Origin of the sequence: Burkholderia diffusa (assembly GCF_001718315.1) — a bacterium.
GTDB lineage: Bacteria > Pseudomonadota > Gammaproteobacteria > Burkholderiales > Burkholderiaceae > Burkholderia > Burkholderia diffusa_B.
This window is the reverse complement of record NZ_CP013362.1, coordinates 1113211-1137453: the sequence shown is the minus strand read 5'-3', so window position 1 is coordinate 1137453 and position 24243 is coordinate 1113211. Positions and strand designations below refer to the sequence as shown.

The window sequence follows — 24243 nt, the reverse complement described above, 5'->3', positions numbered from 1 at the left end:
ACAATCGGTCCGGGGACTAGACAGGCAGGCATCCGGTTGACATTGAATTCCAGCATGATGGACAATAAATCCATCATGAAAGAATCATCCCGCGCACCCTCCGACGACACCGGCATCAACGAACGCATCGCCCGGCGCGTGCGCGATCTGCGCACGCTACGAGGCTACACGCTCGATGCGCTCGCCGCGCGTTCCGGCGTCAGCCGTTCGATGATCTCGCTCATCGAGCGTGCGTCGGCCAGCCCGACCGCCGTCGTGCTCGACAAGCTCGCGGCCGGTCTTGATGTATCGCTGGCGGGCTTGTTCGCCGGCGATCGCGACGACGCGCCCGCGCAGCCGCTGGTGCGGCGTGCGCAGCAGGCGGAATGGCGCGATCCGGCGTCCGGCTACGTGCGGCGCAATCTGTCGCCGCACGGCTGGCCGTCGCCGATCCAGCTCGTCGAGATCGACTTCCCGGCCGGTGCGCGCGTTGCGTACGACTCCGGCGGGCGCGAAAGCGCGCCGCATCAACAGGTGTGGGTCGTCCACGGGCGCGTCGACATCACGTTCGGCGACCAGCATCACGAACTACATGAAGGCGACTGTCTGGCCATGCGCGTCGATCAGCCGCTGGTTTTCAGCAACCCCTCGTCGCACGCCGCGCGCTATGTCGTCGCGATCTGCGATGTCCCCGCCGCCGTCGGCGCGCGGGGTGTGTCATCCGTTCAAGGCCGACAGGCGCAGGAGCCCGTATGAATTCCCCGACACCGCGCGACGACGTGCGCCTGATCGATTGCAGCGAGGCCGAGCATGCTGCGGCCATCCTCGAGATCCTGAACGACGCGATCGTGAACTCGACCGCGCTGTACGACTACCGGCCGCGGCCGCCGGAGGCGATGGTCACGTGGTTCGCGACGAAGCGCGCCGGCGGGTTTCCCGTCGTCGGCGCGGTCGACGCATCGGGCACGCTGGTCGGCTTCGCGAGCTGGGGCACGTTCCGCGCGTTCCCCGCGTTCAAGTACACGGTCGAACACAGCGTCTACGTCCATCGCGGCCATCGCGGCCGCGGGCTCGGCGAGTTGCTGCTGCGGGAGTTGATCCGGCGTGCACGCGAAGCTGATGTGCATGTACTGGTCGGCTGCATCGACGCGACCAACGGCGGCAGCGTCGCGTTGCATACGCGGCTCGGCTTCGTACACTCGGGCACGATCACCGAAGCCGGCTTCAAGTTCGGCCGCTGGCTCGATGCGGCGTTCTATCAGTTGACGCTCGACACGCCATCGCGGCCGGTCGATGGCTGACCGGCGTCGCCGGATGTTCGGCATGCACGCTCGTGATGATGCGGGCTGACGTTTCCGGCAGAACAAGCGCGTGAATGGTGTACGGAAAAAAAGAAAAGCCCCGCCGAAGCGGGGCTTTTCTTTTCCTACCTGGAGGCGCGAGCCGGAGTCGAACCGGCCTAAACGGCTTTGCAGGCCGCTGCATAACCGCTTTGCTATCGCGCCAAAAGCGGACTGTCCGGATGCCATTGAGGCAAGCGACAGATTTATTTATTCGAGGACCGTCGGCCCATCAAATAAAAAGGGAAGCGTGGCTTCCCCATGACTTGGAGCGGGAGACGAGTCTCGAACTCGCGACCTCAACCTTGGCAAGGTTGCGCTCTACCAACTGAGCTACTCCCGCATTGTCCTGCACTTGCAGCGCTTTGCCGTACAACGCGCTGCCAGAAAAATCTGGAGCGGGAGACGAGTCTCGAACTCGCGACCTCAACCTTGGCAAGGTTGCGCTCTACCAACTGAGCTACTCCCGCATTGTTCTGCACTTGCAGCGCTTTGCCGTACAACACGCTGCCAGAAAAAATCTGGAGCGGGAGACGAGTCTCGAACTCGCGACCTCAACCTTGGCAAGGTTGCGCTCTACCAACTGAGCTACTCCCGCGCATTGCTGCGCTACTGCTTCCCCGTCACACACTTACTTCGTCGTGCAGCGGAGAAGCGAGATTATGTCGAAGGCACATTCGTATGTCAAGGGCTTTTCCAGCCCTTTTTCCAAAAACCTGCGCAACCGACTCTGCGAGGCCGGTCACGCGCCGCCGCGCTCGCGAATCTGCGGCCATGCAAGCTTCATGTAGTACAGCATCGACCAGATCGTCAGCACCGCCGCGAGGTACATCAGCCACTCGCCCCACACGCGCGTGTCGATCGTCGCGATGCCGAGCGGCAGCGGGCCGTAGTACAGCAGCATCGGGATCGCGACCATCTGGCATGCGGTCTTGAACTTGCCGAGCTGGTTCACCGCGACGCTCTTCGACGCCCCGATCTGTGCCATCCACTCGCGCAGCGCCGAGATCGCGATCTCGCGGCCGACGATCACGAGCGCGATCGCCGCATCGACCCGCGCGATCTGCACGAGGATCAGCAGCGCGGCGGTCACCATCAGCTTGTCCGCGACCGGATCGAGGAACGCGCCGAACGACGACGTCTGGTTCCACTTGCGGGCAAGAAACCCATCGAACCAGTCGGTCAGCGCCGCGAGAATGAAGATCGCCGCCGCCGCGAGGTTGCGGTGCGCGCCGCCCATCACCGTGTCCGGCAGGTAGAACACGCCGACGACGAGCGGAATCAGCACGATCCGTACCCACGTCAGGAAAATCGGGAAATTGAACGGCATGGCATGCGGGTCAGTAAAGGATTCGCAATTGTGCCGTGTCGACCGGCCTGCCACAAGAACGCGAAATCGCGTGCAGGCGCCGCCGGCCACACGGCCGCTTCAGTGCAGTTGCTTGTAGATCTGCTCGGCGAGTGCGTGCGAGATACCCTCGACGCTCGCCAGTTCCTCGACGCTCGCCGCGACCACCCCGCGCAGCCCGCCAAACCGCGCGAGCAGTCGCTGCCGGCGTTTCGCGCCAACCCCTTCGAGCTCCTCGAGCCGCGAGGTCTGGCGCGCCTTCGCCCGCTTCGCGCGCATCCCGGTGATCGCAAAACGGTGCGCCTCGTCGCGGATCTGCGCGACGAGCATCAGCGCGGCACTCTCCTTGCCGAGTTCAAGCGGCGCGCGGCCGTCCGCGAACACGAGCGTCTCGAGGCCGACCTTGCGCCCTTCGCCTTTCGCGACGCCGACCAGCATCGACGTGTCGAGCCCGAGTTCGGTGAACACCTGCCGCGCGATCTCGACCTGCCCCTTGCCGCCGTCGATCAGCACGATGTTCGGCAGCAGGCTCGATGATTCGGCCTTGCGCGTGGATTCGCCGTCGATGCCGGCCGCATCGTCGGCTGCCGCCGCCTGCGCGGCCTGCTCGACCATCTTCTCGTAGCGGCGCGTCAGCACCTGCCGCATGGCCGCGTAATCGTCGCCCGGCGTGATCCCGGTGATGTTGTAGCGACGGTACTCGCCCGACTGCATCTTGTGATGGTGATACACGACGCACGATGCCTGCGTCGCCTCGCCCATCGTGTGGCTGATGTCGAAACATTCGATCCGCAGCGTTGCAAGATCGTCGCCTTCGAAGCTGAGCGTCTCCGCGAGCGCGCGCGTGCGCGCCTGCTGCGAGCCCTGCTCGGACAGCAACCGTGCGAGCGCGATCTGCGCGTTCTGCTCGGCCATCGACAGCCACGCGCGCCGCTGCCCCTGCGGCTGCCGCACCAGCGACACCTTGTGACCTGCCTGCTCGGACAGCAATTCGAGCAGGTCGCGGCTCGCGGGCGCATGACTCACGACCAGCACGGGCGGCACGCGATTGCCGAGATAGTGCTGCGCGATGAACGCATCGAGCACCTCGGCCTCCACCGACGCTCCCGCGTCGCGCGTGGCGGCAGCGTCTTCCGCGGGCCGATCGGGCAACGCCGCGGCGGTTTCGTCCGCAGCGTCTTGCGCATCGGCGTCGTCTCCGAGCCCGCCTTCGGCGAGCGTCAGCGCACTTTCGACGTGCGTCGGGAAATAGGCCTTGTCGCCGAGATGGCGGCCGCCGCGCACCATCGCCAGGTTCACGCACACGCGTCCGCCCTGCGCGACGACCGCCAGGACGTCGACGTCGCTGTCGCTGCCGACCTCGATCGCCTGCTGATGCAGCACCGTCGCGAGCGAACTCATCTGGTTGCGCACGGCGGCCGCCTGCTCGAACTTCAGCTCGGCCGCGAACGCGTGCATCTTCTGCTCGAGCTCCTTCATCACTTCCGATTGCCGGCCGAGCAGAAACCGCGCGGCATTCGACACGTCGATCGCGTAGTCGTCCTCGGAAATCGCGCCGACGCACGGCGCCGTGCAGCGCCCGATCTGATGAAGCAGGCATGGCCGCGTGCGGTTGTTGAAGACCGAATCCTCGCAGGTACGCAGCTGGAACACGCGCTGCAGGATCTGGATGCTCTCGCGCACGGCCCATGCGCTCGGGAACGGCCCGAAGTACTGGTTCTGCTTGTCGACCGAGCCGCGGTAATACGCCATGCGCGGAAATCGATGCGCGGTGAGCTTCAGGTACGGATACGACTTGTCGTCGCGAAACAGGATGTTGTAGCGCGGCGTGAGCGCCTTGATCAGATTGTTCTCGAGCAGCAGCGCCTCGGCCTCCGAGCGCGTGACGGTCGTCTCGATGCGCGCGATGCGCGTGACCATCATCGCGATGCGCGGCGACAACTGGGTCTTCGTGAAATAGCTCGATACGCGCTTCTTCAGGTCGCGCGCCTTGCCGACGTAAAGCACGGCGCCCGCCGCATCGTAGTAGCGGTAGACGCCCGGCATGTGCGGCAACTGCGCGAGGATCTTCTTGGGTTCGAACGGGATGTCGGCGGCTTCTGGGGATGTCATGCGTGATCCGGGCGCCTTGTGGCGCGGAACGGGTCCATTAGAATCGCCAGTTTAGAGCATTCACCGGTCCGCTTCGATGCCCCGCACCGCCCCCGCTTCCCCTGCACCCCTCGCACCCGACGAACCGATCGCATGCGACCTTTTCTGCACCGTGATCGACAACTTCGGCGACATCGGCGTGTGCTGGCGCCTCGCGCGCCAGCTTTCGCAAGAGCACGGCTGGCAGGTACGCCTTTTCATCGACGACCTGCGCACATTCGCGCGACTGCGGCCGGGGGTCGATCCCGATGCCGGGCGGCAGACGGTCGACGGCATCGTGATCGAACACTGGCATGCGGAAGTCGGCGACGCGCTGGAAATCGCCGACGTCGTGATCGAGGCGTTCGCGTGCGAGCTGCCCGGCGCATATCTCGCGGCGATGGCGCGCCGCGCGCGCCGCCCTGTGTGGATCAATCTCGAATACCTGAGCGCCGAGGACTGGGTCGCCGATTTCCATTTGCGGCCGTCGCCGCATCCGCGCTACCCGCTGCTGAAGACGTTCTTCTTCCCGGGGTTGTCGGCCGGCACGGGCGGGGTGCTGAAGGAACGTGACCTCGACGCGCGCCGCACCGCCTTCGAAGCCGACGCGGCAGCGCGCACGGCCTGGTGGCGGGAGGCCACGGGCGACGCGCCGCCGGCCCCCGGCACGACCGTCGTCAGCCTCTTCGCCTATGAAAATCCAGCCGTCGACGCGTTGCTCGCACAGTGGCGCGACGGCCCGTCGCCCGTCGTTGCGCTGGTACCCGCGGGCCGCGTATCGCCAGCCGTCGCCCGCTTCTTCGGAGTCGAATCGTTCGGCCCCGGCGCACGCGCGACCACGGGCAACCTGACCGCTTACGGGCTCGCATTCGTCCCGCAGGCCGACTACGACCGGCTGCTGTGGGTGGCCGACATCAACTTCGTGCGCGGCGAGGACTCGTTCGTCCGCGCGCAATGGGCGCGCAAGCCATTCGTGTGGCACATCTATCCGCAGGCCGACGACGCGCACCTGCCGAAGCTCGACGCCGCGCTCGCGCACCTGTCGGCCGGCCTCGCCGACGCACCGCGAGCGGCGCTCGCGCGCTTCTGGCACGCATGGAACGGCGGCGGCACGCCCGACTGGGCCGATTTGCTGCAACACCGTGCCGCGCTGGACGCCAACGCGGCATGCTGGGCGGACGCGCTGGCGGGCGTCGGCGATCTCGCCGGAAAGCTGGCGGAATACGCAAAATCTCAGTTAAAATAAGCGGTTATCCGACGGCTGACCACGCAAGCGCTCGCGTTTGGGGCTCTTGGCACCACCGGAACGCCCCTCGCTTGCGCCGTCAGCCGTTGTGCAACGCTCAGGCACCTATTTATTTGATTGGATCAGGACAGTTTTTTATGAAGACCGCACAGGAACTCCGCGTAGGCAACGTCGTGCAGATCGGCAGCGACGCATGGGTCATCGCAAAGACGGAATACAACAAGTCGGGCCGTAACGCCGCCGTCGTCAAGATGAAGATGAAGAACCTGCTGACGAACGCAGGCCAGGAATCGGTCTACAAGGCTGACGACAAGTTCGACGTCGTCGTGCTCGACCGCAAGGAAGTGACGTACTCGTACTTCGCCGATCCGATGTACGTGTTCATGGATGCCGACTACAACCAGTACGAAGTCGAAGCGGAAATGATGGGCGAAGCGCTGAACTACCTCGAAGACGGCATGGCTTGCGAAGTCGTGTTCTACAACGAGAAGGCGATCTCGGTCGAACTGCCGACGATCCTGGTTCGCGAGATCACTTACACGGAGCCGGCCGTCAAGGGCGACACGTCGTCGGGCAAGGTGCTGAAGAACGCGAAGCTCGCAACGGGCTTCGAACTGCAAGTGCCGCTGTTCTGCAATACCGGCGACAAGATCGAAATCGATACGCGTACGAACGAATATCGCAGCCGCGCGTAATCGCCTGCGATTTCCGGATCGAACAAAGCGCCCTTCGGGGCGCTTTTTGTTTGCCTGCCGCCAACAGCGCCGGTGTGCCGGCACCATGAACAACACAAAATCCAGCACTAAAGGTATTCAATTTGTATCATCGGTAACTGTTTTATATCGGCAAAGAAATAATGCACGTCAGGCGTTCAGCGGGGCATAAAATCAGTTTTTAATCTGACATGCGGCTGCGGCGGGCTCGATGGCCGACAGCCCGCCTCTCTTGACTCGACTCGCGTCCACCATGCCACACGCCCTGATTGTCGAAGACGATCCCAACAGTCTGTCCGGCCTGACCGCTCTGCTCGCCGCGGACGGCTTCTCGGTCGACACGGCCACGTCGCTCGCCGAAGCACGCACGGCGCTCGGCCGCTCGATTCCCGATGTCGTCCTGGTCGATCTGAACCTGCCGGACGGCAGCGGATTCGACCTGCTCCAGCATCTCCCGCAGCAGCAGCCGAACGGCTCGCTGCCGGTGATCGTGTTGACGGGCAACGCGACGGTCGAGAGCGCGATCGAAGGCCTGCGTCACGGCATCTGGGACTACCTGCTGAAGCCGATCAACATTCCGCGCCTGCGCAGCCTGCTGGCGCGGATTCCGCGGCCCTACGAACTGATCGACGAAGTGCGGACGCTGCGCGCGTCGCTGCGCCACCTCGGTCGTTTCGGCGCACTGGTGGGCCGCAGCGAGGCGATGCAGCACGTGTACGACATGATCGAGCACAATGCCGGCACCGAAACGGCGGTGCTGTTCACCGGCGAAGCCGGCACCGGCAAGAAGCTTGCCGCGCGCACGCTGCACGACCTGAGCCGGCGCCGCAAGGGACCGTTCGTGTCGTTCGACTGCCGCACGATCGCGCATGCCGGGCGCCACGGTGCGTCGCTCGACAGCGTGTTGTTCGGCCATGAGCGCGGCGCATTCGACGGCGCCGAGCGGCGCGAATCGGGCCTGTTCGAACAGGCCGGTGGCGGCACGCTGTTCCTCGACGAGATCACCGCACTGCCGCTCGTGCTGCAGGAGGCATTGCTGCATGCGCTCGACTCGCAGAACTTCATGCGGATCGGCGGCACGAGTTCGATCGCGAGCGACTTCCGGCTGATCGCAACCACGCGCCGTCCGGCCCGCGAAGCGGTCGCGAACGGTACGCTGCGCGAGGATCTGTGGCTGCGCCTAGATGCGGCATCGATCACGATGCCGCCGCTGCGCGAGCGCGACGGCGATGCGCTCGCGATCGCGGATGCGCTCATCGACGAACTCAACCGCGAAGCGCGCGCCACCGGCCGCAGCACGACCGACAAGCGGGCGGCACCGGGTTTCGTGCGCGAATGCTTGTCCTACGAATGGCCCGGCAACGTCCGCGAATTGCAGGAGCGCGTGCGTTTCGCCTATGACGCGTCAGGCGATTTCGTCGAAACACTGCGCGCGGGGGAAGCGAGCTTCGCGGCCGGCGCCGCGCTGAACGGCAGCAGCGTGCAGATCAAGGTAGGCACCCCGCTGTCCGACGTCGAGGACCTGCTGATTCGCGCGACGCTCGACGCGGTCGGCGGCACGCGCCATCGGGCCGCGACGCTGCTCGGCATCAGCCCCAAGACGCTGTACAACAAGCTGCAGCGGATGAAGGTGAACTGACCCCCTCGCAGTTACTCGGGGCACGGGCGAGAGTCGACGGTTAGTTGCGCAAGATCATATCGCCTCGTTCCGCATCGCGCCGATGGAAAAGCAAAAAGCCGCGCAGAAGCGCGGCTTTTTGCTTTCGGCAACCGGGAAGGCGACCGCAAGGCCGCCCTTCTTCGCTTACGCCAGCGCGCTGCTCAGCAGCGCCTGCGCCTGCAGATACTCGGGTTGCGCGATCAGCTTGTCCCACTTGAGCGGCTTGCCGCGTGCCCGCATCCGCTTGATGCGCCGCACCGACTCGGCCGACGCCTGTGCCTTCAGCCCGTTCAGCACGTCCTCGGCCGCGTCCGGCTGGTTGCACACGAGCACCATGTCGCAGCCGGCGGCGAGCGCCGCGTCGGCCGCCTGCGTGAGCGTGCCGCCTTCGCGTGCCGCCTCCATCGACAGGTCGTCGCTGAAGATCGCGCCCGTGAAGCCGAGCTGCCCGCGCAGGATGTCCTGCAGCCACACGTGCGAGAAGCCTGCGGGCCGCTTGTCGACCTGCGTGTAGATCACGTGCGCGGGGATCACCGCGGACAGCGACAGGCCGAGCCAGTCGTACGGGGCGACATCCTGTTTGAGGATCGCATCGAGGGGCCGGTCGTCGGTCGGCAGCGCGACGTGCGAATCGGCTTCCGCGAAGCCGTGCCCGGGAAAATGCTTGCCGCAGTTCGCCATGCCCGCGAGCGACAGCCCGTGATTCAGGCTCTTCGCAAGCAACGTGACGACGCGCGGGTCGCGATGGAACGCGCGATCGCCGATCACCTTCGAGTGCCCGTAGTCGAGATCGAGCACCGGCGTGAAGCTCATGTCGATCCCGCATGCGCGCAATTCGGCGGCCAGGATGTAGCCGACCGCGGTCGCGACCTTCGTCGCGAGCAGCACGTCGCGATCCCACAGCTCGCCGAGGCGGCGCATCGCCGGCAGCACGGTGAAACCGTCGGTGCGGAACCGCTGCACGCGGCCGCCCTCGTGATCGACGGCGATCAGGATGTCTTCGCGCACTGCGCGGATCGAATCGGTCAGCGCGCTCAGTTGCGCGCGGTTCTGGAAATGCCGCGCGAACAGGATCACGCCGCCGGTGTTCGGATGCGCGAGGCGCCGCGCGTCATCGCGCGACAGGGCCGTGCCGACGACGTCGAGCATGACCGGGCCGGGAGTCGTTTTCATCGAATCGGAAAATCCGTCAGGGAGTGGTTCGGGAAACAGATGCCGGTGCAGATGCCGGCGACGGCGCGGCGTCGGTCTCGGCGACCACGAACGATACCGCGTAGTCGCGTTCGTCGCTGACCGTCACGCGCGCCGTGATGCCGCGCGCCGCAAGCCAATCGGCCAGCTCGCCCGACGCGACGACGTACGGTTCGCCGCTGCGCTGGTTGAGGGTCTGCAGCGCACGCCATGTCATCGGCCAGTGCATGCCGAGCCCGATCGCCTTCGAGAACGCTTCCTTCGCGGAAAAGCGCGTCGCAAGAAACGCGATGCCGCGCGCCTCCGAGCGCGCACGGCGCGCATGGAACACGCGCAGTTCGTCGGGGCCGAGCACCTTCTCGGCGAACCGGCCGCCCGTGCGCTTGAGCACGGCCGCGATGCGGCTCACCTGGACGATGTCGGTGCCGATGCCGTAGATCGCCATCTCACCGCCCGCCGTGACGCGCTGACAATGCCGGGCAGCAAGCGAAGCACGCGCGCATGCAACGCATCGTCAGCGCGCGCCGCCGTGCAGCGCGGCGACCCGTGCGGCGACCATGATCGCCTTCATCTCGCGCACCGCGTTGTCCCAGCCGGCGAAGATCGCGTGCGCGACGATCGCGTGGCCGATGTTCAGTTCGACGATGCCGTCGATCGCGGCGATCTGCTGCACGTTCGTGTAATGCAGGCCGTGGCCGGCGTTGACCTTGAGGCCCAGTTGCGCACCGGCCTGCACGCCCGCGACGATGCGCTCGTATTCGCGCTGCTGCTCGGCCTCGTCGTGCGCATCGGCATAGCGTCCGGTGTGCAGCTCGACCACCGGCGCGCCGGCTTCGTGCGCGGCGCGAATCTGCGTCTCGTCCGGATCGATGAACAGCGACACGCGCACGCCGGCGGCGGCGAGCTGGGTGCATGCCGCACGCACGGCCTCGAAGCGGCCGGCAACGTCGAGACCGCCTTCGGTCGTCAGCTCTTCGCGCTTCTCCGGCACGAGGCACGCGTCGTGCGGACGCACTTCGCATGCAATGTCGAGCATCTCGGCCGTCACCGCGCATTCGAGGTTCATCCGCGTCTTCAGCAGCGGGCGCAGCTTGCGCACGTCGGCGTCGACGATGTGGCGGCGGTCCTCGCGCAGATGCAGCGTGATCGCGTCCGCACCGGCCTCTTCGGCGGCGAGCGCCGCGCGGATCGGATCGGGATAGGTCGTGCCGCGCGCATTACGCAGCGTCGCGACATGGTCGATGTTCACGCCGAGGTCGATGGCGGTGGGCGTTGTCAGGAAGAAACTCATAGGTTTTGCAGGTCGATCAGGATCTGACGCGTGGCAAGCGGCGTACCGCCGAGATAAGTGTTCAGCAGGAAGCGCATCAGCGTCTTGCTTTGCGCGACCGTCTGGGCTCGATGGTAATCGTCCTGCTCCATGTCGAGCAACGTTTGTCCGGTAATCACCGGCCAGTGCGACGGAACGTCGTCTTCCGCATTGCGCACGCCGCGCTCGGGATCGAACACGTAGCGGCGATCCGGTTCGACTGCACGGCGCGCAACCGTGCGGTTCAGCGCCATCGCATAGCCGGTCTCGCGCAGCAGCACGCGCTCGAACGAACGCAGCACCTGCACCGCGGGTTCGCCGTGCGCGAGGCGCGTGAGGGTCAGTACGTAATGATTGAAGAGCGGCGGCTGCGGATCCTCGCGCGCGCAGAATTTCACGAGCAGCTCGTTCGCGTAGAAGCCGCATAGCAGCCCGTCACCGCCGAGCGGCAGCATCCCGCCGACCCACTCGGCTCCCGTCAGCGTGCGTACCTCGGATTTGCCCGACCAGGACAGCAGCAGCGGCTGGAACGTCTGCAGTACGCCGCGCAGCGCGGAGTGCGGGCGCTTCGCGCCCTTCGCGACGAGTGCGAGGCGGCCGTGATCGCGCGTGAGCACGTCGATGATCAGGCTCGTTTCCCGATACGGATAGCTGTGCAGCACGAACGCCGGCTGCTCGGCGACGCGGAAATCGGACGTGCGAGACGTCGCGCGCCGCGCCTTGCGACGCGGCGGTTCGGGCGGTGCCGGCAACGGCGCGTCGTTCGCGCCGGCGGTCACCGCGTCTTCGGTCGACGTCAGCGCGTCATTCGTACCCATAGGCGCGCAGCCCCGCCTCGTTGTCGGCCCACCCGCTCTTCACCTTCACGAAGGTCTCGAGGTACACGGGGCCGTCGAACAGTTTCTCCATGTCCATCCGCGCCTCGGTGCTGATCTGCTTGAGCTTCTCGCCCTTCTTGCCGATCACCATCGCCTTGTGCGAATCGCGCTCGACGAGGATCGTCGCGAAGATACGCTTCAGGCGCCCTTCCTCCTCGAACTTGTCGATCAGCACGGTGCTCGTGTACGGCAGTTCGTCGCCGGTCCAGCGGAACACCTTCTCGCGCAGGATTTCGGCCGCGAGGAAGCGCGAGCTGCGGTCGGTCAGCTCGTCCTCGCCGTAAATCGGCTCGCCTTCCGGCAGGTACGGCTTGATCGTGTCCAGCAGACGCTTGATGTCCTCCGGCCGCTGTGCCGACAGCGGCACGAGTTCGGTGAATTCGCGCAGCCCGCTCATCTGCTGCATGAACGGGAACAGCGTCGCCTTGTCGGCCACGCGGTCGATCTTGTTCGCGATCAGCAGCGTCGGCATGCCCGGCGGGATCAGGTCGAGCACCTTCTGGTCGTCGGGCCCGAAGCGGCCGGCCTCGATCACGAACAGGATCACGTCGACCGACGTGAGCGTCGACGTGACCGCCCGGTTCAGCGAGCGGTTCAGCGCGGTGCTGTGACGAGTCTGGAAGCCAGGCGTGTCGACGAACACGAATTGCGCGTCGTCGAACGTGTTGATGCCGGTGATGCGATGGCGGGTCGTTTGCGCCTTGCGCGACGTGATGCTGATCTTCTGGCCGACGAGTGCGTTCATCAACGTCGACTTGCCGACGTTCGGACGGCCCACGATCGCGATCATGCCGCAACGGAAACCGGTAGGAGCGGGAGTGTTCATATCGTTTGGGAGACAGGTTCGGAAACGGCCGCGCGGCGCGCGGCACGATCGATGGGCAATTCAGTGGTCGGCATCGGCCACGCGCGCCTGCGCGGCAGCGAGGCTTGCGCCGCCCTGCGGCGTCTCGGCGCCCGGCGCCGCTGTGTCGCGGGCGCGCGATGTCGCGCGCGAAGCGGCGTCGGAACCGGCAGCAGGCTTGTCGGCGGACGCGGCCGGATCGGCCGTCTGGCCCGTCTGCTTGTCGGCTGCACGGAGTGCGGCTTCCGCAGGCTTATCGGCGCGATCGGCCGGCTTGTCCGCCGCGCGCGAGCCGGCGTCGTTGCGATCCGACGGCTTCTCGGGCGCCTTCTCGGCCGTCGGCTTCGCGGGCCGCTCGGCCTTGTCCGCGGCCGTTTCCACATGCGCGGCACGAATTGCGGCCATCGGCGCCTGCGTCGACCGCTCGGTCGAGTGTGCGCCGGCGTCGGCCGCCGCCGACGCCGCAGCAGCCGCCTTCGCGTCGCGCGCCGCGGCGCGCTCCTTCCGTTCCGGCGAACGCAGGTCGAGCGCTTCCTGCACGCCCTTCACGCCCGGCACGATTTCAGGCTCCACGTGTTTCGACCCGCGTGCGTTCTTCGAACGCTTCGGCTTCGCGGCCAGCATCGGGGCGGCCGCCAGCACCTCGTCAAGCGCCTTCTTCGCGGCAGCCTGCTCGGCCGCCCGCCGGCTCGCGCCGGAGCCCGACACCTTCACGTCGAGCTTCGGCACCGTGCATTCGACTTCAAACTGCTGATTGTGCGCCGCACCATGAGTCGCGACGACCGTGTAGGTCGGCAGCGCGATCTTGTGCCCCTGCAGGTACTCCTGCAGCAGCGTCTTCGCATCCTTGCCGAGCGTGCGCGGGTCGATGTGGTCGAGAATCGGGATATAGAGGCGCTTGATGACCCCTTGGGCGGCTTCGAAGCCGCCATCGAGGAATACCGCCCCGATGATGGCTTCGAACGCGTCCGCGAGGATCGACGGGCGACGGAAGCCGCCGCTGCGCAATTCGCCCTCGCCCAGCCGCAATCCTTCCGAAATATTCAGGGCCTGAGCGATTTCGTAGAGCGACTGCTGCTTGACGAGATTGGCGCGCACGCGCGACAGGTCGCCTTCGTCCAGCTTGCTGAATCGCTGAAACAAAAGGGCGGCCACCGCGCAATTCAGAACGGAATCACCGAGAAACTCGAGCCGTTCGTTGTGCGTGGCACTGTGACTGCGATGGGTCAAAGCCTGGCGCAACAATTCCGCATTGCGAAATTCATAGCGCAGCCGGCTTTCCAACTGGGATAGGGGCATGTGCAGGAGTATAACGCGGGCGCCGGTCGGGCCGAAACGGCACGGCCGGACGCGAAAAGGCGTGATGAGGCGGTGTTACCGCCGGTTCTTAAAGTAGTTCGGCAATACGCGACACGGCCCGTGCGTCGCGCATTGCGTGCGAGTCGAACGCGATCAGTTGAAGGAACCGATGCGCTTCAGGTCGCCGAAGTTCATCCAGATGAAGAACGCGCGGCCGACGATGTTGTTGTCGGGCACGAAACCCCAGTAGCGGCTGTCCGCGCTGTTGTCGCGGTTGTCGCCCATCATGAAGTAGTGGCCCGGCGGCACCTTGCAGATCACGCCGCGGCTGTTGTACGTGCAGTTGTCGCGATACGGATAATCGTAGGCGCCCATCACGAACGGCGGCACGGCCGGATTGTTGAGGATCGCGTTCTTCTTCGTGCCGATCGTCTCCTCGAACTGCTTCGCGTAGTTCTGGCGCTCGTCGTCGAAGAAATCCGGCAACGGCGTTTCAGGCACCGGCTGGCCGTTTATCGTCAGCTGCTTGTCCTGGTAAGCAATCGTGTCGCCCGGCAGGCCAATCACGCGCTTGATGTAGTCGACGGACTCGTCCTTCGGATAGCGGAACACGACGACGTCGCCGCGCGACAGCGGGCTGCCCTGCGTGATCTTCGTGTTCGTGATCGGCATGCGCAGGCCATACTCGAACTTGTTGACGAGGATGAAGTCGCCGACCAGCAGCGTCGGCACCATCGAGCCCGACGGGATCTTGAACGGCTCGACGACGAACGAACGCACGACGAACACGGCCAGGATCACCGGGAAGAAGCTCGCGGTGTACTCGAGCCACCACGGCTGGCGCAGCTTTTCGTCGCGCAGCTTCGAACGCGTCTGCCCCGCGTTTTCGTCCGCGAAACGCTTGTCGATACGCGACTGCTGCCGATCGAACTCCTCGATCGCCTCGTCGGCCGCCTTGCGTCGCCGCGGCAGGAACACCAGTTTGTCCAACACCCACGCTACGCCCGTCACGACGACGAGCACAAAAAGAATCAGCGCAAAATTCATAAAAGGATCAGTCCTGTTATTTGTCTTCGACACGCAAGATCGCGAGGAACGCTTCCTGCGGGATCTCGACCGAACCCACCTGCTTCATGCGTTTCTTACCTTCTTTCTGCTTCTCGAGCAGTTTCTTCTTTCGCGTGATGTCGCCGCCGTAGCACTTCGCGAGCACGTTCTTGCGGAGTGCCTTGATGTTCTCGCGCGCGACGATGTGCGCGCCGATCGCGGCCTGGATCGCCACGTCGTACATCTGGCGCGGAATGATCTCGCGCATCTTTGCAGCTACTTCGCGGCCGCGATACTGCGACTGCGAGCGGTGCACGATGATCGACAGCGCATCGACCTTGTCGCCGTTGATCAGCATGTCGACCTTCACCACGTCCGACGTGCGGTATTCCTTGAACTCGTAATCCATCGACGCATAGCCACGCGACACCGACTTCAGGCGATCGAAGAAGTCGAGCACGATCTCGGCCATCGGGATTTCATACGTGAGCTGCACCTGGCGGCCGTGATACTGCATGTTGATCTGCGAGCCGCGCTTCTGCTCGCACAGCGTGATCACGGACCCGACGTAGTCCTGCGGCATGTACAGGTTCACGGTGACGATCGGCTCGCGGATTTCCGCGATGCGCGCCGGCTCCGGCATCTTCGCCGGGTTCTCGACCATGATCGTGGTGCCGTCGCTCTGCACGACCTCGTAGACGACCGTCGGCGCGGTCGTGATGAGATCCATGTCGAACTCGCGCTCGAGCCGCTCCTGCACGATTTCCATGTGCAGCAGCCCGAGGAAGCCGCAGCGGAAACCGAAGCCGAGTGCCTGCGACACTTCCGGCTCGTACTGCAGCGACGCGTCGTTGAGCTTCAGCTTCTCGAGCGACTCGCGCAGCGCGTCGTACTGGTTCGCCTCGACCGGATAGAGGCCCGCGAACACCTGCGGCTTCACTTCCTTGAAGCCCGGCAGCGGCTCGGTGGCGGCCTTGGCTGCGTGCGTGACGGTATCGCCGACCTTCGCGGCCGTCAGCTCCTTGATGCCGGCGATGATGAAGCCCACCTGCCCGGCCGACAGCGATTCGAGATTGCGCGACTTCGGCGTGAACACGCCGATATGCTCGACCGGGTATTGCGCGCCCGTCGCCATCAGCTTGATCTTGTCCTTCGGGCGCAGCGTGCCGTTGACGATTCGCACGAGCATCACGACGCCGACGTAGTTGTCGAACCACGAGTCGATGATCAGCGCCTGCAGCGGCGCGGCCGGATCGCCCTTCGGCGGCGGCACCTTCGCGATCAGCGCTTCGAGCACGTCCTCGACGCCGAGACCGGTCTTCGCGCTGCAGCGCGTCGCGTCGGTCGCGTCGATGCCGATCACGTCCTCGATCTCCTCGATCGCGTTCTCGGGATTCGCGGCCGGCAGGTCGATCTTGTTCAGCACCGGCACGACCTCGACGCCGAGCTCGATCGCCGTGTAGCAGTTCGCGACCGTTTGCGCCTCGACGCCCTGACTCGCGTCGACCACGAGCAGCGCGCCTTCGCACGCGGACAGCGAACGGCTGACTTCGTACGAGAAGTCGACGTGCCCCGGCGTATCGATCAGGTTGAGGTTGTAGACCTTGCCGTCGCGGGCGCGATAGGACAGTGCTGCCGTCTGCGCCTTGATCGTGATGCCGCGTTCGCGCTCGATATCCATCGAATCGAGCACCTGCGCTTCCATTTCACGGTCGGCGAGGCCGCCGCATACCTGGATGATGCGATCCGCGAGCGTCGACTTGCCATGGTCGATGTGCGCGATGATCGAGAAATTGCGAATATGATCCATTCAGTGCCGATCAAGCGAAAAAGGCGCGCTCGACGACTGCGGAGCACGCCTTGTAAGTCGGTGAAAAAACGGCTTATTTTAGCCGAAAAGGCCTTTGCCGGGCGGTAATTTGGGGCGCCCGGTCGGGGCGCCCTGTCGGAGGCCTTGGCGGGCAGACTCGTCACCTGGCTGCGTCGCACGGACGGCGCGGCCGGCGACGGGGCCAGGTTCAGCGCCGCGCCGTCAGCGCACTGCGCACCCTCGCCTCGTCGAACCGGTGGCGGCACACTTCCGTGCCGTCCAGCAACAGTACCGGCACGCCCTCGTCGTAACGGGCAACGAGTGCCGGATCGGCATCGATATCGACGTAGTCGACGGCAATGCCGAATTCGGCCGCCACCGGCGCCAGCGCATCGCGCATGTCGTCGCACAGGTGGCACCAGCCGCGGCCGTAGAGCGTGAACATCGGCGCGTTACTTCTGGATCGGGCGCGGGCGCACCGGCACGAACTGCGTGTTGTCGCCGCGCCGCACGAGCACCGCGACCGCCTTCTGCGGATCGAGCTGCGCGGTCACGTCGGCGAACTGCTTCGCGCTCGTGATGTCGGTGTCGCCGACGCGCAGCACGATGTCGCCGCGCTGCAGGCCGGCACGGGCTGCCGGACCGTCGACGCCGTCGATCTGCACGCCGTTCTTCAGCTTCAGCGACTTCATCTGGTCCGCCGAAAGGTCACTGACCGTCAAGCCAAGTGAATTGGCCTGGCGCGGCTTCTGCGGCACATTCTTGCGCTGCTCGGCCTTCGCGGTCGTCTCCGTCGGCGTCTCGGCGATCGTGATCGGCACATCGCGCGCCTGCCCCTTGCGCCACACGCTGACGATGGCCCTGGTGCCCGGCTTGGTATCGCCGACCATGCGCGGCAGATCCGACGCCGCGTCGACCGACCGGCCGTTGAACTTCAGGATGATGTCGCCCGGCTGGATGCCCGCCTTGTCGGCCGGACCGCCCGGCTCGACGCTGCTGACGAGCGCGCCTTCCGCCTTCGGCAGCCCGATCGAGTCGGCCACGTCCTTCGTCACCTCGCCGATCGCCACCGCGATGCGGCCGCGCGTGACCTTGCCGGTCGACTTCAGCTGGTCCGCCACGCGCATCGCCTCGTCGATCGGGATCGCGAACGAAATGCCCATGAAACCGCCGGTTCGGCTGTAGATCTGCGAGTTGATGCCGATCACCTCGCCCTGCATGTTGATCAGCGGGCCGCCCGAGTTACCGGGGTTCACCGCGACGTCGGTCTGGATGAACGGCAGGTAATCGCCCGTGTTGCGACTCTTCGAACTCACGATGCCGGCCGTCACGGTGTTGTCGAGGCCGAACGGCGAACCGATCGCGACGACCCACTCGCCGACGCGCACCTTGTTCGAATCGCCGATCGCGACGACCGGCAGATTCGACGCCTGAATCTTGACGACCGCGACGTCCGTGCGGTCGTCAACGCCGACCAGTTTGGCCTTGAATTCCCGCTTGTCGGTCAGCGTCACGTAGATGGTGTCCGCGTCGTCGACGACGTGCGCGTTGGTCATCACGTAGCCATCCGCCGACACGATGAAGCCCGAACCGACGCCGCGATTCTGCTCGGTGTCGGGCGGATTGTCCGGCGCCGGCGCGTTCTTCGGGCTGCCATTACCGTTGCCGCCACCGTTGCCAGGCGCCTGCGGCAGCGGAATGCCGAAGAAGCGCCGGAAGAATTCCGACATGTCGCCGTTGTCGAAGCCCGGCGGGAGCACGCCGCGCGGCCCGGGCGTCGGCACGTTCGCGGTGGTCCGGATGTTCACGACGGCCGGCCCGACCTTCTCGACCAGATCGGCGAAGTCGGGCAGGCTGGCAGCGGGAGGCGTGACAGCAGCCGCGGTTTGCGGGACGAGCGGCAGGCAGGCACACAGCGCCGCCGCCGCGAGCACTTTGCGCAGCGTGAGTTTCGTCATGTCGGAAGCCGTAGCGTTACTTGGAAGCCTTGTATTCTATGGCAGACGCGAACTGCTGCAACGTGGCCGGCGGCACTTCGCCGAGCACGGTGATCCAGTAGTCGCCGCGGCGCTTCACGAGAACGTGGGTCGCGCCCGTGCTGCCCGCGCCTTCCTTGCGCGTGTTCTTCTCGGCCGGCTCGATGAAGACGGAGATCGTCGCGAGGCCGTCGGTAAAGACTGCCTGATCGACCGGAATCGGCGGATCGCCGGCATCTCGCGCGGCCATCGGCCGGCGCACCTCGCGAATCTTCCGGAACCCGGCGATGGTCGGTGCGATCTGCCAGCCCTGCGCTTCCATGTCGACCGTCGCAACCGGCGGGCGGACGACCGTCCAGCCGCTCAGGTTGCGCATGCCGGCCGCGATCGCGGTTTTGTCGCCGGCGGTGCCGCCCGTCTGCACTTGCGAGAACGCGACCTGCTCGAGCACGTGGTCGCTCGCATCGAGCGTCTGCGAACGCAGCAGCAGCCCGGTGCGGGTGTCGGCCCACAGCTTGTACGTGAACCGGTACGCATCCTTCGGCACGAGTTCGACCACTTGCGCGTCGACCCCGGCCACACGGTCCTTGCCGAGCAGCTTCGCGTCATAAACGGACATCACGTGCTCGCCGCCCGCGCCGAGCAATGCAGGGAACGAATCGCGCGTCTGGCGGCGCTCGACCACGCACAATTTGCGCTCGGGAACGAACGTGTACAACTCGTCGTTGTGCCGCAGAACCTTGCGCGGCTTGCCGTCGAGCGACTCGATCCGCTCGAACTCGCCGTCGCGGGACGCCACATGCGCGATACGCGACGACTGGACATAGCCGCCGCGCTGGTAGACGAACGTACCCTCGTAGCTCTGCTGCTGCGCGGCCTGCTGGATGCGATCCAGCCAATCGGCCGCACCCTTGCGGGTCGCGACGGGATCGTCCGGTTGCTGCGCGCTGGCTGGGAGGGATTGAACGGACAACAGGGCGGCCGCGCAAAGCAGGAGGGCCGGCAGCCGCTTCCATCCGGAGATGGCGTGATTCAACTGCAATGTCCGCATCGGGTTTATTGGCCTGGCGTGGTGGTCACGGCAGCGCGGATCAGCGGCATCGAGCCCGTGACGACGGGCTGCTGAGCGAATTGCTGGTGCGCTTCAAGATATTGGTCAAGACTTGCGTCGCGGATGATGTTGACGTCCTGCAGGCCCGGCTGCGCCGATGCCTGCGCAACCGTCACGCGTTGCAGGTTGCCGTTCTGCTGTGCGCCTGCCGATGCGACCTGAACGGCGCCCGGCGCACCGGCCGTCTGCATCTGCGGGACGACGATCCACGTCAGCGTGGCGGCCGCAGCGGCCACCGCGAACGCCGGCACGACACGCCGGCGCAGCGACAGCAGCTTGCGCGCGACCGGCGCGGCCGCCGGCGCGAGCAGGTGCGGCTCGCTTTCGAGCGCAGCCGACATGCGCGCGGTGAACGCGACGCTCAGCGCGGGCGACAGCGCGAGCTCGTCCGAGCGCAGCGCATCGCCGATCAGGTGGTAATGGGCCCACGTAGCGCGATCCGCGCGGTCGAGCTCAGCCAGAAACTGCCCGTGATCCGGGCCGTCGAACGGTTCACCGTCGACCAGAGCGGAAAGGCGCTCGCCGCGCGAGCACGCCTGCGACTGCGTATTGACCGACCCCATGATGCTCCCCATCTTGCACACACCCCGTCGTGACTTCACGACTCTATCCGTAACTAGACCCCGACCCGCGTCGTTGCGCCCGTCGCGCTTACCAGCGCTTGCCTTCGGGCGTATCGAGCAGCGGACGCAATTTCGCAGCGATTGCCTCGCGCGCCCGGAAGATCCGCGACCGGACCGTCCCGATCGGACAATCCATCATTTCCGCGATCTCTTCGTAGCTCAGGCCCTCGATCTCGCGCAGCGTGATCGCCTGGCGCAGCTCTTCGGGCAGAACGGCCATTGCAGCGTTGACCGTCTCGGCAATCTGCTTGCTCATCAACATCGACTCAGGCGTGTTGATATCCCTTAGTTGGTCTGCGTCGGAGAAAGTTTCCGCTTCCTCGGCATCGGCCTCGGTGGAGGTCGGTGCCCGGCGGCCCTGCGTCGCAAGGTAGTTCTTCGCCGTATTGACGGCAATCCGGTACAACCACGTGTAGAACGCGGACTCGCCGCGAAATTGCGGCAGCGCACGATACGCTTTGATGAACGCGTCCTGGGCCACATCCTCGACCTCGGCGGGATCCCGCACGAGGCGCGAGATCAGCCGAATGATCTTGCGGTGGTATTTGGAGACCAGGAGTTCGAACGCTGCCTTGTCGCCCTTCTGTACGCGCTCGACCAGAGCCTGATCGATTTCTTTTTCACTCACCTGACAAATCCGTTAACTAGGGATGCAACGCGGAGCGTTATTGTAGCGTTCTGGCGCCGGCCGCTGGTTACGGTCGGTAACCGCACCGCCGTCATGCCTGCCCCGCCGCGCCTGCGGTACGCGCCAGCACGGACAGCGCGCTGAACGACGCGGCGTCGAGCGCATCGGCCGGAATCAGCAGCGGCCGGGCACGCCGTGCGCCCTGCCCGACCGACAGCACGAGCAGCAGGCTGCTCCAGTGTGCATGGCCGGTCACGCGGCCCCGGGCCAGCAAGCGCCCGGTGCGGCCAAACGCCGCAATCTCCCCGAATGCATCGATCTGCAGCTCGGCCGGCAGCCGACGGGCACAGGCCCGCGCGGCACAGACGGCAAGCAGCGCCGCCGTCGCCGCGGACACGCACCCGCCGGCAGCCGCACCGGCCCTCGGCGCCCAGAACAGGTAAGCGGACGCGGCAGCCGCCGCGACGAACACGGCCAGCACGACATACGACACGGCCGAGGCCCGCAACGCAAAGCGCTGCGGACGCCCGGCCGGAGCATCGAATGGACTCGTCAAGCGATTTCAGCGTCAGACGCGCTTGAACACCAGCGTGCCGTTGGTCCCGCCGAAGCCGAAGTTGTTCTTCACGGCAACGTCGATCTTCATGTCACGCGCGGTGTTCGCGCAGTAATCGAGATCGCACTCGGGGTCCTGGTTGAAGATGTTGATGGTGGGCGGCGACACGTTGTTGTGCAGCGCCAGCACCGTGAACACCGACTCGAGACCGCCCGCGCCACCGAGCAGGTGACCCGTCATCGACTTCGTCGAGTTCACGACCATCTTGTACGCGTGCTCGCCGAAGGCCGCCTTCACCGCGTCGGACTCGTTCTTGTCGCCGAGCGGCGTCGACGTGCCGTGCGCATTCAGGTACTGGACCTCGTCCGGATTCACGCCGGCGTCGCGCAGCGCCGCGACCATGCAGCGGCGCGGACCGTCCATGTTCGGCGCGGTCATGTGGTACGCATCGCCGGTCATGCCGAAGCCCGAGACTTCCGCATAGATCTTCGCGCCGCGTGCCTTCGCCGCCTCGTATTCCTCGAGCACCATCACGCCTGCGCCCTCGCCCAGCACGAAGCCGTCGCGGTCCTTGTCCCACGGACGGGACGCCGTGGCCGGATCGTCGTTGCGGGTCGACAGCGCACGCGCGGCCGCGAAGCCGCCGATGCCGAGCGGCGACACTGTCGACTCTGCGCCGCCGGCGACCATCACGTCGGCGTCGCCGGCCTGGATCAGGCGCGCCGCGAGGCCGATGCTGTGCAGACCGGTCGTGCAGGCCGTCACGGCCGCGAGGTTCGGGCCTTTCAGGCCGAACATGATGCTCAGATGACCCGAGATCATGTTGATGATCGAACCCGGCACGAAGAACGGCGAAATCCGGCGCGCGCCGCGATCGACGTAGGTCTGGTGCGTGTCTTCGATCATCGGCAGGCCGCCGATGCCGGAGCCGACCAGCACGCCGATGCGTTCCGCATTGGCTTCGTTCACTTCGAGGCCGCTGTCCCGCATCGCCTGGACGCCGGCTGCGATGCCGTAATGGATGAACGTATCCATGTTCCGGGCTTCCTTCGCCGGGATGTACTCCTCGGCGTTGAAACCCCTCACTTCGCCCGCGAAATGGCAGGCGAGGTTCGACGCATCGAACTTGGTGACGGTGGCGATGCCGGACTTGCCGGCGACGAGATTGGCCCAGCCGTCGGCAACATTATTGCCAACAGGCGAAATCAGCCCCAGGCCTGTAACGACAACACGACGGCGGCTCACGGTAACCTCTTTTCCATTGGATGACAAAAGCAAAAGCCACAGTGGCCACAGGAACCAGCCCTGCGAGCCCTGTGGCTGTTAGTCCGTCCGGCGCGGTTGCCGGCAGGATGGCGCGTCAAACGCGAAGATCGCGGCGACGTGGCAGACAAGCGCGAAAGGCGCTTACGCCTTGACGTTTGCGCGAGCGTAGTCGATCGCTTGCTGAACGGTCGTGATCTTCTCTGCTTCTTCGTCCGGGATTTCCATGCCGAACTCGTCTTCGAGCGCCATCACCAGTTCAACCGTGTCGAGCGAGTCCGCGCCCAGATCGTTCACGAACGATGCTTCGTTCTTGATCTCGGCTTCTGCGACGCCCAGTTGCTCAGCGACGATCTTCTTGACACGTTGTTCGATGTTATCCATTACCCCTCCGAGGGAAAGTTCAGATTTACAAGTGCGCGCATTTTATCAGGTTTGCTGACGCCAAAACGCGCGTTGGCTTGATGGTCGATCAAGCGCCGATCCGCCTGAAAAACGGGATACGGCGCGGATGGTAAACGAAAACCGTTACGACATGTACATGCCGCCGTTCACGTGCAGCGTCGTGCCGGTGATGTAACCGGCCTGCGGCGATGCGAGGAACGCGACGGCATGGGCGATGTCTTCCGGGCTGCCGAGGCGGCCGAGCGGAATCTGGGTCTTGAGCGCGGCCTGTTGTTCTTCCGGCAGCGTCTTCGTCATGTCGGTGTCGATGAAGCCCGGTGCGACGCAGTTCACCGTGATGCCACGGCTGCCGATCTCGCGCGCGAGCGCGCGCGTCATGCCCGCGACGCCGGCCTTCGCGGCCGCGTAGTTCGCCTGGCCCGGGTTGCCGGCCGAGCCGACCACCGACGTGATGTTGATGATGCGGCCGCCGCGGGCCTTCATCATCGGGCGCAGCACTGCGCGCGACAGGCGGAACACCGACTTCAGGTTGGTGTCGATCACCGCGTCCCAGTCCTCGTCCTTCATGCGCATCGCGAGCTGATCCTGCGTGATCCCGGCGTTATTGACGAGTACGTGGAGTGCGCCGAATTCCTTCACGGTCGCGTCGATCAGCGCTTCGGCCGCCGCCGCGTCGTTGACGTTCAGCACCGCGCCGCGCCCCGTCACGCCCGCTTCCGCGAACCCCGCGGTAATCGCGGCGGCGCCCGATTCGCTCGTCGCCGTGCCGATCACCGTCGCGCCCAGGCGCGCGAGTTCGAGCGCGATCGCCCGGCCGATGCCGCGCGATGCGCCGGTCACGATCGCAACCTGTTTATCGAGAGTCTTTTCCATGAATCGAATATCCG

24 protein-coding genes and 4 tRNA genes are annotated in these 24243 nt (G+C 65.7%); 5 read left to right on the top strand and 23 right to left on the bottom strand.

The annotated features are described in order from the left end of the window. The first annotated feature begins 75 nt into the window (after positions 1–75). Together WI26_RS05275 and WI26_RS05270 are read left to right on the top strand one after the other, a co-directional pair. Positions 76–735, top strand: a complete 660-nt coding sequence (locus WI26_RS05275) for a helix-turn-helix domain-containing protein (RefSeq protein WP_069225372.1) — start codon at positions 76–78, stop codon at positions 733–735. After that, positions 732–1280 carry a GNAT family N-acetyltransferase gene (locus WI26_RS05270; RefSeq protein ID WP_069225371.1) on the top strand — a complete coding sequence of 183 codons (549 nt, stop codon included), beginning with the start codon at positions 732–734 and terminating at the stop codon, positions 1278–1280. The genes WI26_RS05275 and WI26_RS05270 overlap by 4 nt, the downstream gene beginning before the upstream one ends. A gap of 130 nt (positions 1281–1410) precedes the next feature. Here the strand turns inward: WI26_RS05270 and WI26_RS05265 are convergent. From WI26_RS05265 to uvrC, 6 genes are all read right to left on the bottom strand, one after another. Continuing rightward, positions 1411–1484 (bottom strand) — tRNA-Cys (locus tag WI26_RS05265). Between the two features lie 102 nt (positions 1485–1586). After that, positions 1587–1662, bottom strand: a tRNA-Gly gene (locus WI26_RS05260). Between the two features lie 51 nt (positions 1663–1713). Continuing rightward, positions 1714–1789, bottom strand: a tRNA-Gly gene (locus WI26_RS05255). A gap of 52 nt (positions 1790–1841) precedes the next feature. Next, positions 1842–1917, bottom strand: a tRNA-Gly gene (locus WI26_RS05250). A gap of 144 nt (positions 1918–2061) precedes the next feature. After that, positions 2062–2649, bottom strand: coding sequence for a CDP-diacylglycerol--glycerol-3-phosphate 3-phosphatidyltransferase (pgsA, locus tag WI26_RS05245; RefSeq protein ID WP_059447979.1), 588 nt, complete (start codon positions 2647–2649; stop codon positions 2062–2064). A gap of 99 nt (positions 2650–2748) precedes the next feature. Continuing rightward, the gene (gene uvrC, locus WI26_RS05240) at positions 2749–4779 is read right to left on the bottom strand and encodes an excinuclease ABC subunit UvrC (RefSeq protein WP_059465204.1); all 2031 of its coding nucleotides are present in this window, start codon (positions 4777–4779) and stop codon (positions 2749–2751) included. A gap of 76 nt (positions 4780–4855) precedes the next feature. Between uvrC and earP the strand changes: the two genes are divergently transcribed. The 3 genes from earP to WI26_RS05225 all read left to right on the top strand — a co-directional run bounded on the left by earP (position 4856) and on the right by WI26_RS05225 (position 8395). Then, a complete protein-coding gene (gene earP, locus WI26_RS05235; RefSeq protein ID WP_069225370.1) occupies positions 4856–6043 on the top strand; it encodes an elongation factor P maturation arginine rhamnosyltransferase EarP in 1188 nt (395 codons plus the stop codon). Between the two features lie 137 nt (positions 6044–6180). Next, positions 6181–6738, top strand: a complete 558-nt coding sequence (gene efp, locus WI26_RS05230; protein WP_034206788.1) for an elongation factor P — start codon at positions 6181–6183, stop codon at positions 6736–6738. A 271-nt stretch (positions 6739–7009) separates the two neighbouring features. Continuing rightward, positions 7010–8395: a sigma-54-dependent transcriptional regulator gene (locus WI26_RS05225; RefSeq protein WP_069225369.1), complete on the top strand. Its 1386-nt coding sequence runs from the start codon at positions 7010–7012 to the stop codon at positions 8393–8395. A 165-nt stretch (positions 8396–8560) separates the two neighbouring features. On the opposite strand, the gene nagZ is transcribed toward WI26_RS05225, so the two are convergent. The 17 genes from nagZ to fabG all read right to left on the bottom strand — a co-directional run bounded on the left by nagZ (position 8561) and on the right by fabG (position 24229). Then, the gene (gene nagZ / locus WI26_RS05220; RefSeq protein ID WP_069225368.1) at positions 8561–9589 is read right to left on the bottom strand and encodes a beta-N-acetylhexosaminidase; all 1029 of its coding nucleotides are present in this window, start codon (positions 9587–9589) and stop codon (positions 8561–8563) included. 16 nt (positions 9590–9605) lie between these two features. Then, on the bottom strand, positions 9606–10052 hold the full coding sequence (acpS, locus tag WI26_RS05215) for a holo-ACP synthase (RefSeq protein ID WP_069225367.1): 447 nt from the start codon (positions 10050–10052) through the stop codon (positions 9606–9608). Between the two features lie 69 nt (positions 10053–10121). After that, entirely contained in the window at positions 10122–10898 is a 777-nt protein-coding gene (gene pdxJ, locus WI26_RS05210; RefSeq protein WP_059465199.1) for a pyridoxine 5'-phosphate synthase, read from the bottom strand. After that, a complete protein-coding gene (recO, locus tag WI26_RS05205; RefSeq protein ID WP_069225366.1) occupies positions 10895–11734 on the bottom strand; it encodes a DNA repair protein RecO in 840 nt (279 codons plus the stop codon). Before recO ends, pdxJ begins: the two co-directional genes overlap by 4 nt. Continuing rightward, entirely contained in the window at positions 11721–12620 is a 900-nt protein-coding gene (gene era, locus WI26_RS05200) for a GTPase Era (protein WP_041490532.1), read from the bottom strand. Before era ends, recO begins: the two co-directional genes overlap by 14 nt. Positions 12621–12680: 60 nt before the next feature. After that, a complete protein-coding gene (gene rnc, locus WI26_RS05195) occupies positions 12681–13937 on the bottom strand; it encodes a ribonuclease III (protein ID WP_069225365.1) in 1257 nt (418 codons plus the stop codon). A gap of 153 nt (positions 13938–14090) precedes the next feature. Continuing rightward, positions 14091–14984: a signal peptidase I gene (lepB, locus tag WI26_RS05190; protein ID WP_069225364.1), complete on the bottom strand. Its 894-nt coding sequence runs from the start codon at positions 14982–14984 to the stop codon at positions 14091–14093. A 16-nt stretch (positions 14985–15000) separates the two neighbouring features. Next, entirely contained in the window at positions 15001–16794 is a 1794-nt protein-coding gene (gene lepA / locus WI26_RS05185; RefSeq protein ID WP_069225363.1) for a translation elongation factor 4, read from the bottom strand. A gap of 208 nt (positions 16795–17002) precedes the next feature. Beyond that, complete coding sequence (locus WI26_RS05180) at positions 17003–17239, bottom strand: glutaredoxin family protein (protein WP_069225362.1); 237 nt, start codon at positions 17237–17239, stop codon at positions 17003–17005. Between the two features lie 7 nt (positions 17240–17246). After that, entirely contained in the window at positions 17247–18752 is a 1506-nt protein-coding gene (locus tag WI26_RS05175) for a DegQ family serine endoprotease (RefSeq protein ID WP_069225361.1), read from the bottom strand. A gap of 16 nt (positions 18753–18768) precedes the next feature. Beyond that, positions 18769–19821, bottom strand: a complete 1053-nt coding sequence (locus tag WI26_RS05170) for a MucB/RseB C-terminal domain-containing protein (protein ID WP_069225360.1) — start codon at positions 19819–19821, stop codon at positions 18769–18771. 5 nt (positions 19822–19826) lie between these two features. Further along, a complete protein-coding gene (locus tag WI26_RS05165) occupies positions 19827–20444 on the bottom strand; it encodes a sigma-E factor negative regulatory protein (protein ID WP_069225359.1) in 618 nt (205 codons plus the stop codon). Between the two features lie 88 nt (positions 20445–20532). Further along, on the bottom strand, positions 20533–21132 hold the full coding sequence (gene rpoE, locus WI26_RS05160) for an RNA polymerase sigma factor RpoE (RefSeq protein ID WP_006752490.1): 600 nt from the start codon (positions 21130–21132) through the stop codon (positions 20533–20535). Between the two features lie 91 nt (positions 21133–21223). Next, a complete protein-coding gene (locus WI26_RS05155; RefSeq protein ID WP_069225358.1) occupies positions 21224–21688 on the bottom strand; it encodes a protein YgfX in 465 nt (154 codons plus the stop codon). Between the two features lie 12 nt (positions 21689–21700). Next, on the bottom strand, positions 21701–22933 hold the full coding sequence (gene fabF / locus WI26_RS05150; protein WP_069225357.1) for a beta-ketoacyl-ACP synthase II: 1233 nt from the start codon (positions 22931–22933) through the stop codon (positions 21701–21703). 162 nt (positions 22934–23095) lie between these two features. Next, positions 23096–23335, bottom strand: coding sequence for an acyl carrier protein (acpP, locus tag WI26_RS05145; RefSeq protein WP_004197638.1), 240 nt, complete (start codon positions 23333–23335; stop codon positions 23096–23098). 144 nt (positions 23336–23479) lie between these two features. Beyond that, on the bottom strand, positions 23480–24229 hold the full coding sequence (gene fabG / locus WI26_RS05140; protein WP_006752487.1) for a 3-oxoacyl-ACP reductase FabG: 750 nt from the start codon (positions 24227–24229) through the stop codon (positions 23480–23482). Between the last annotated feature and the right edge of the window lie 14 nt (positions 24230–24243).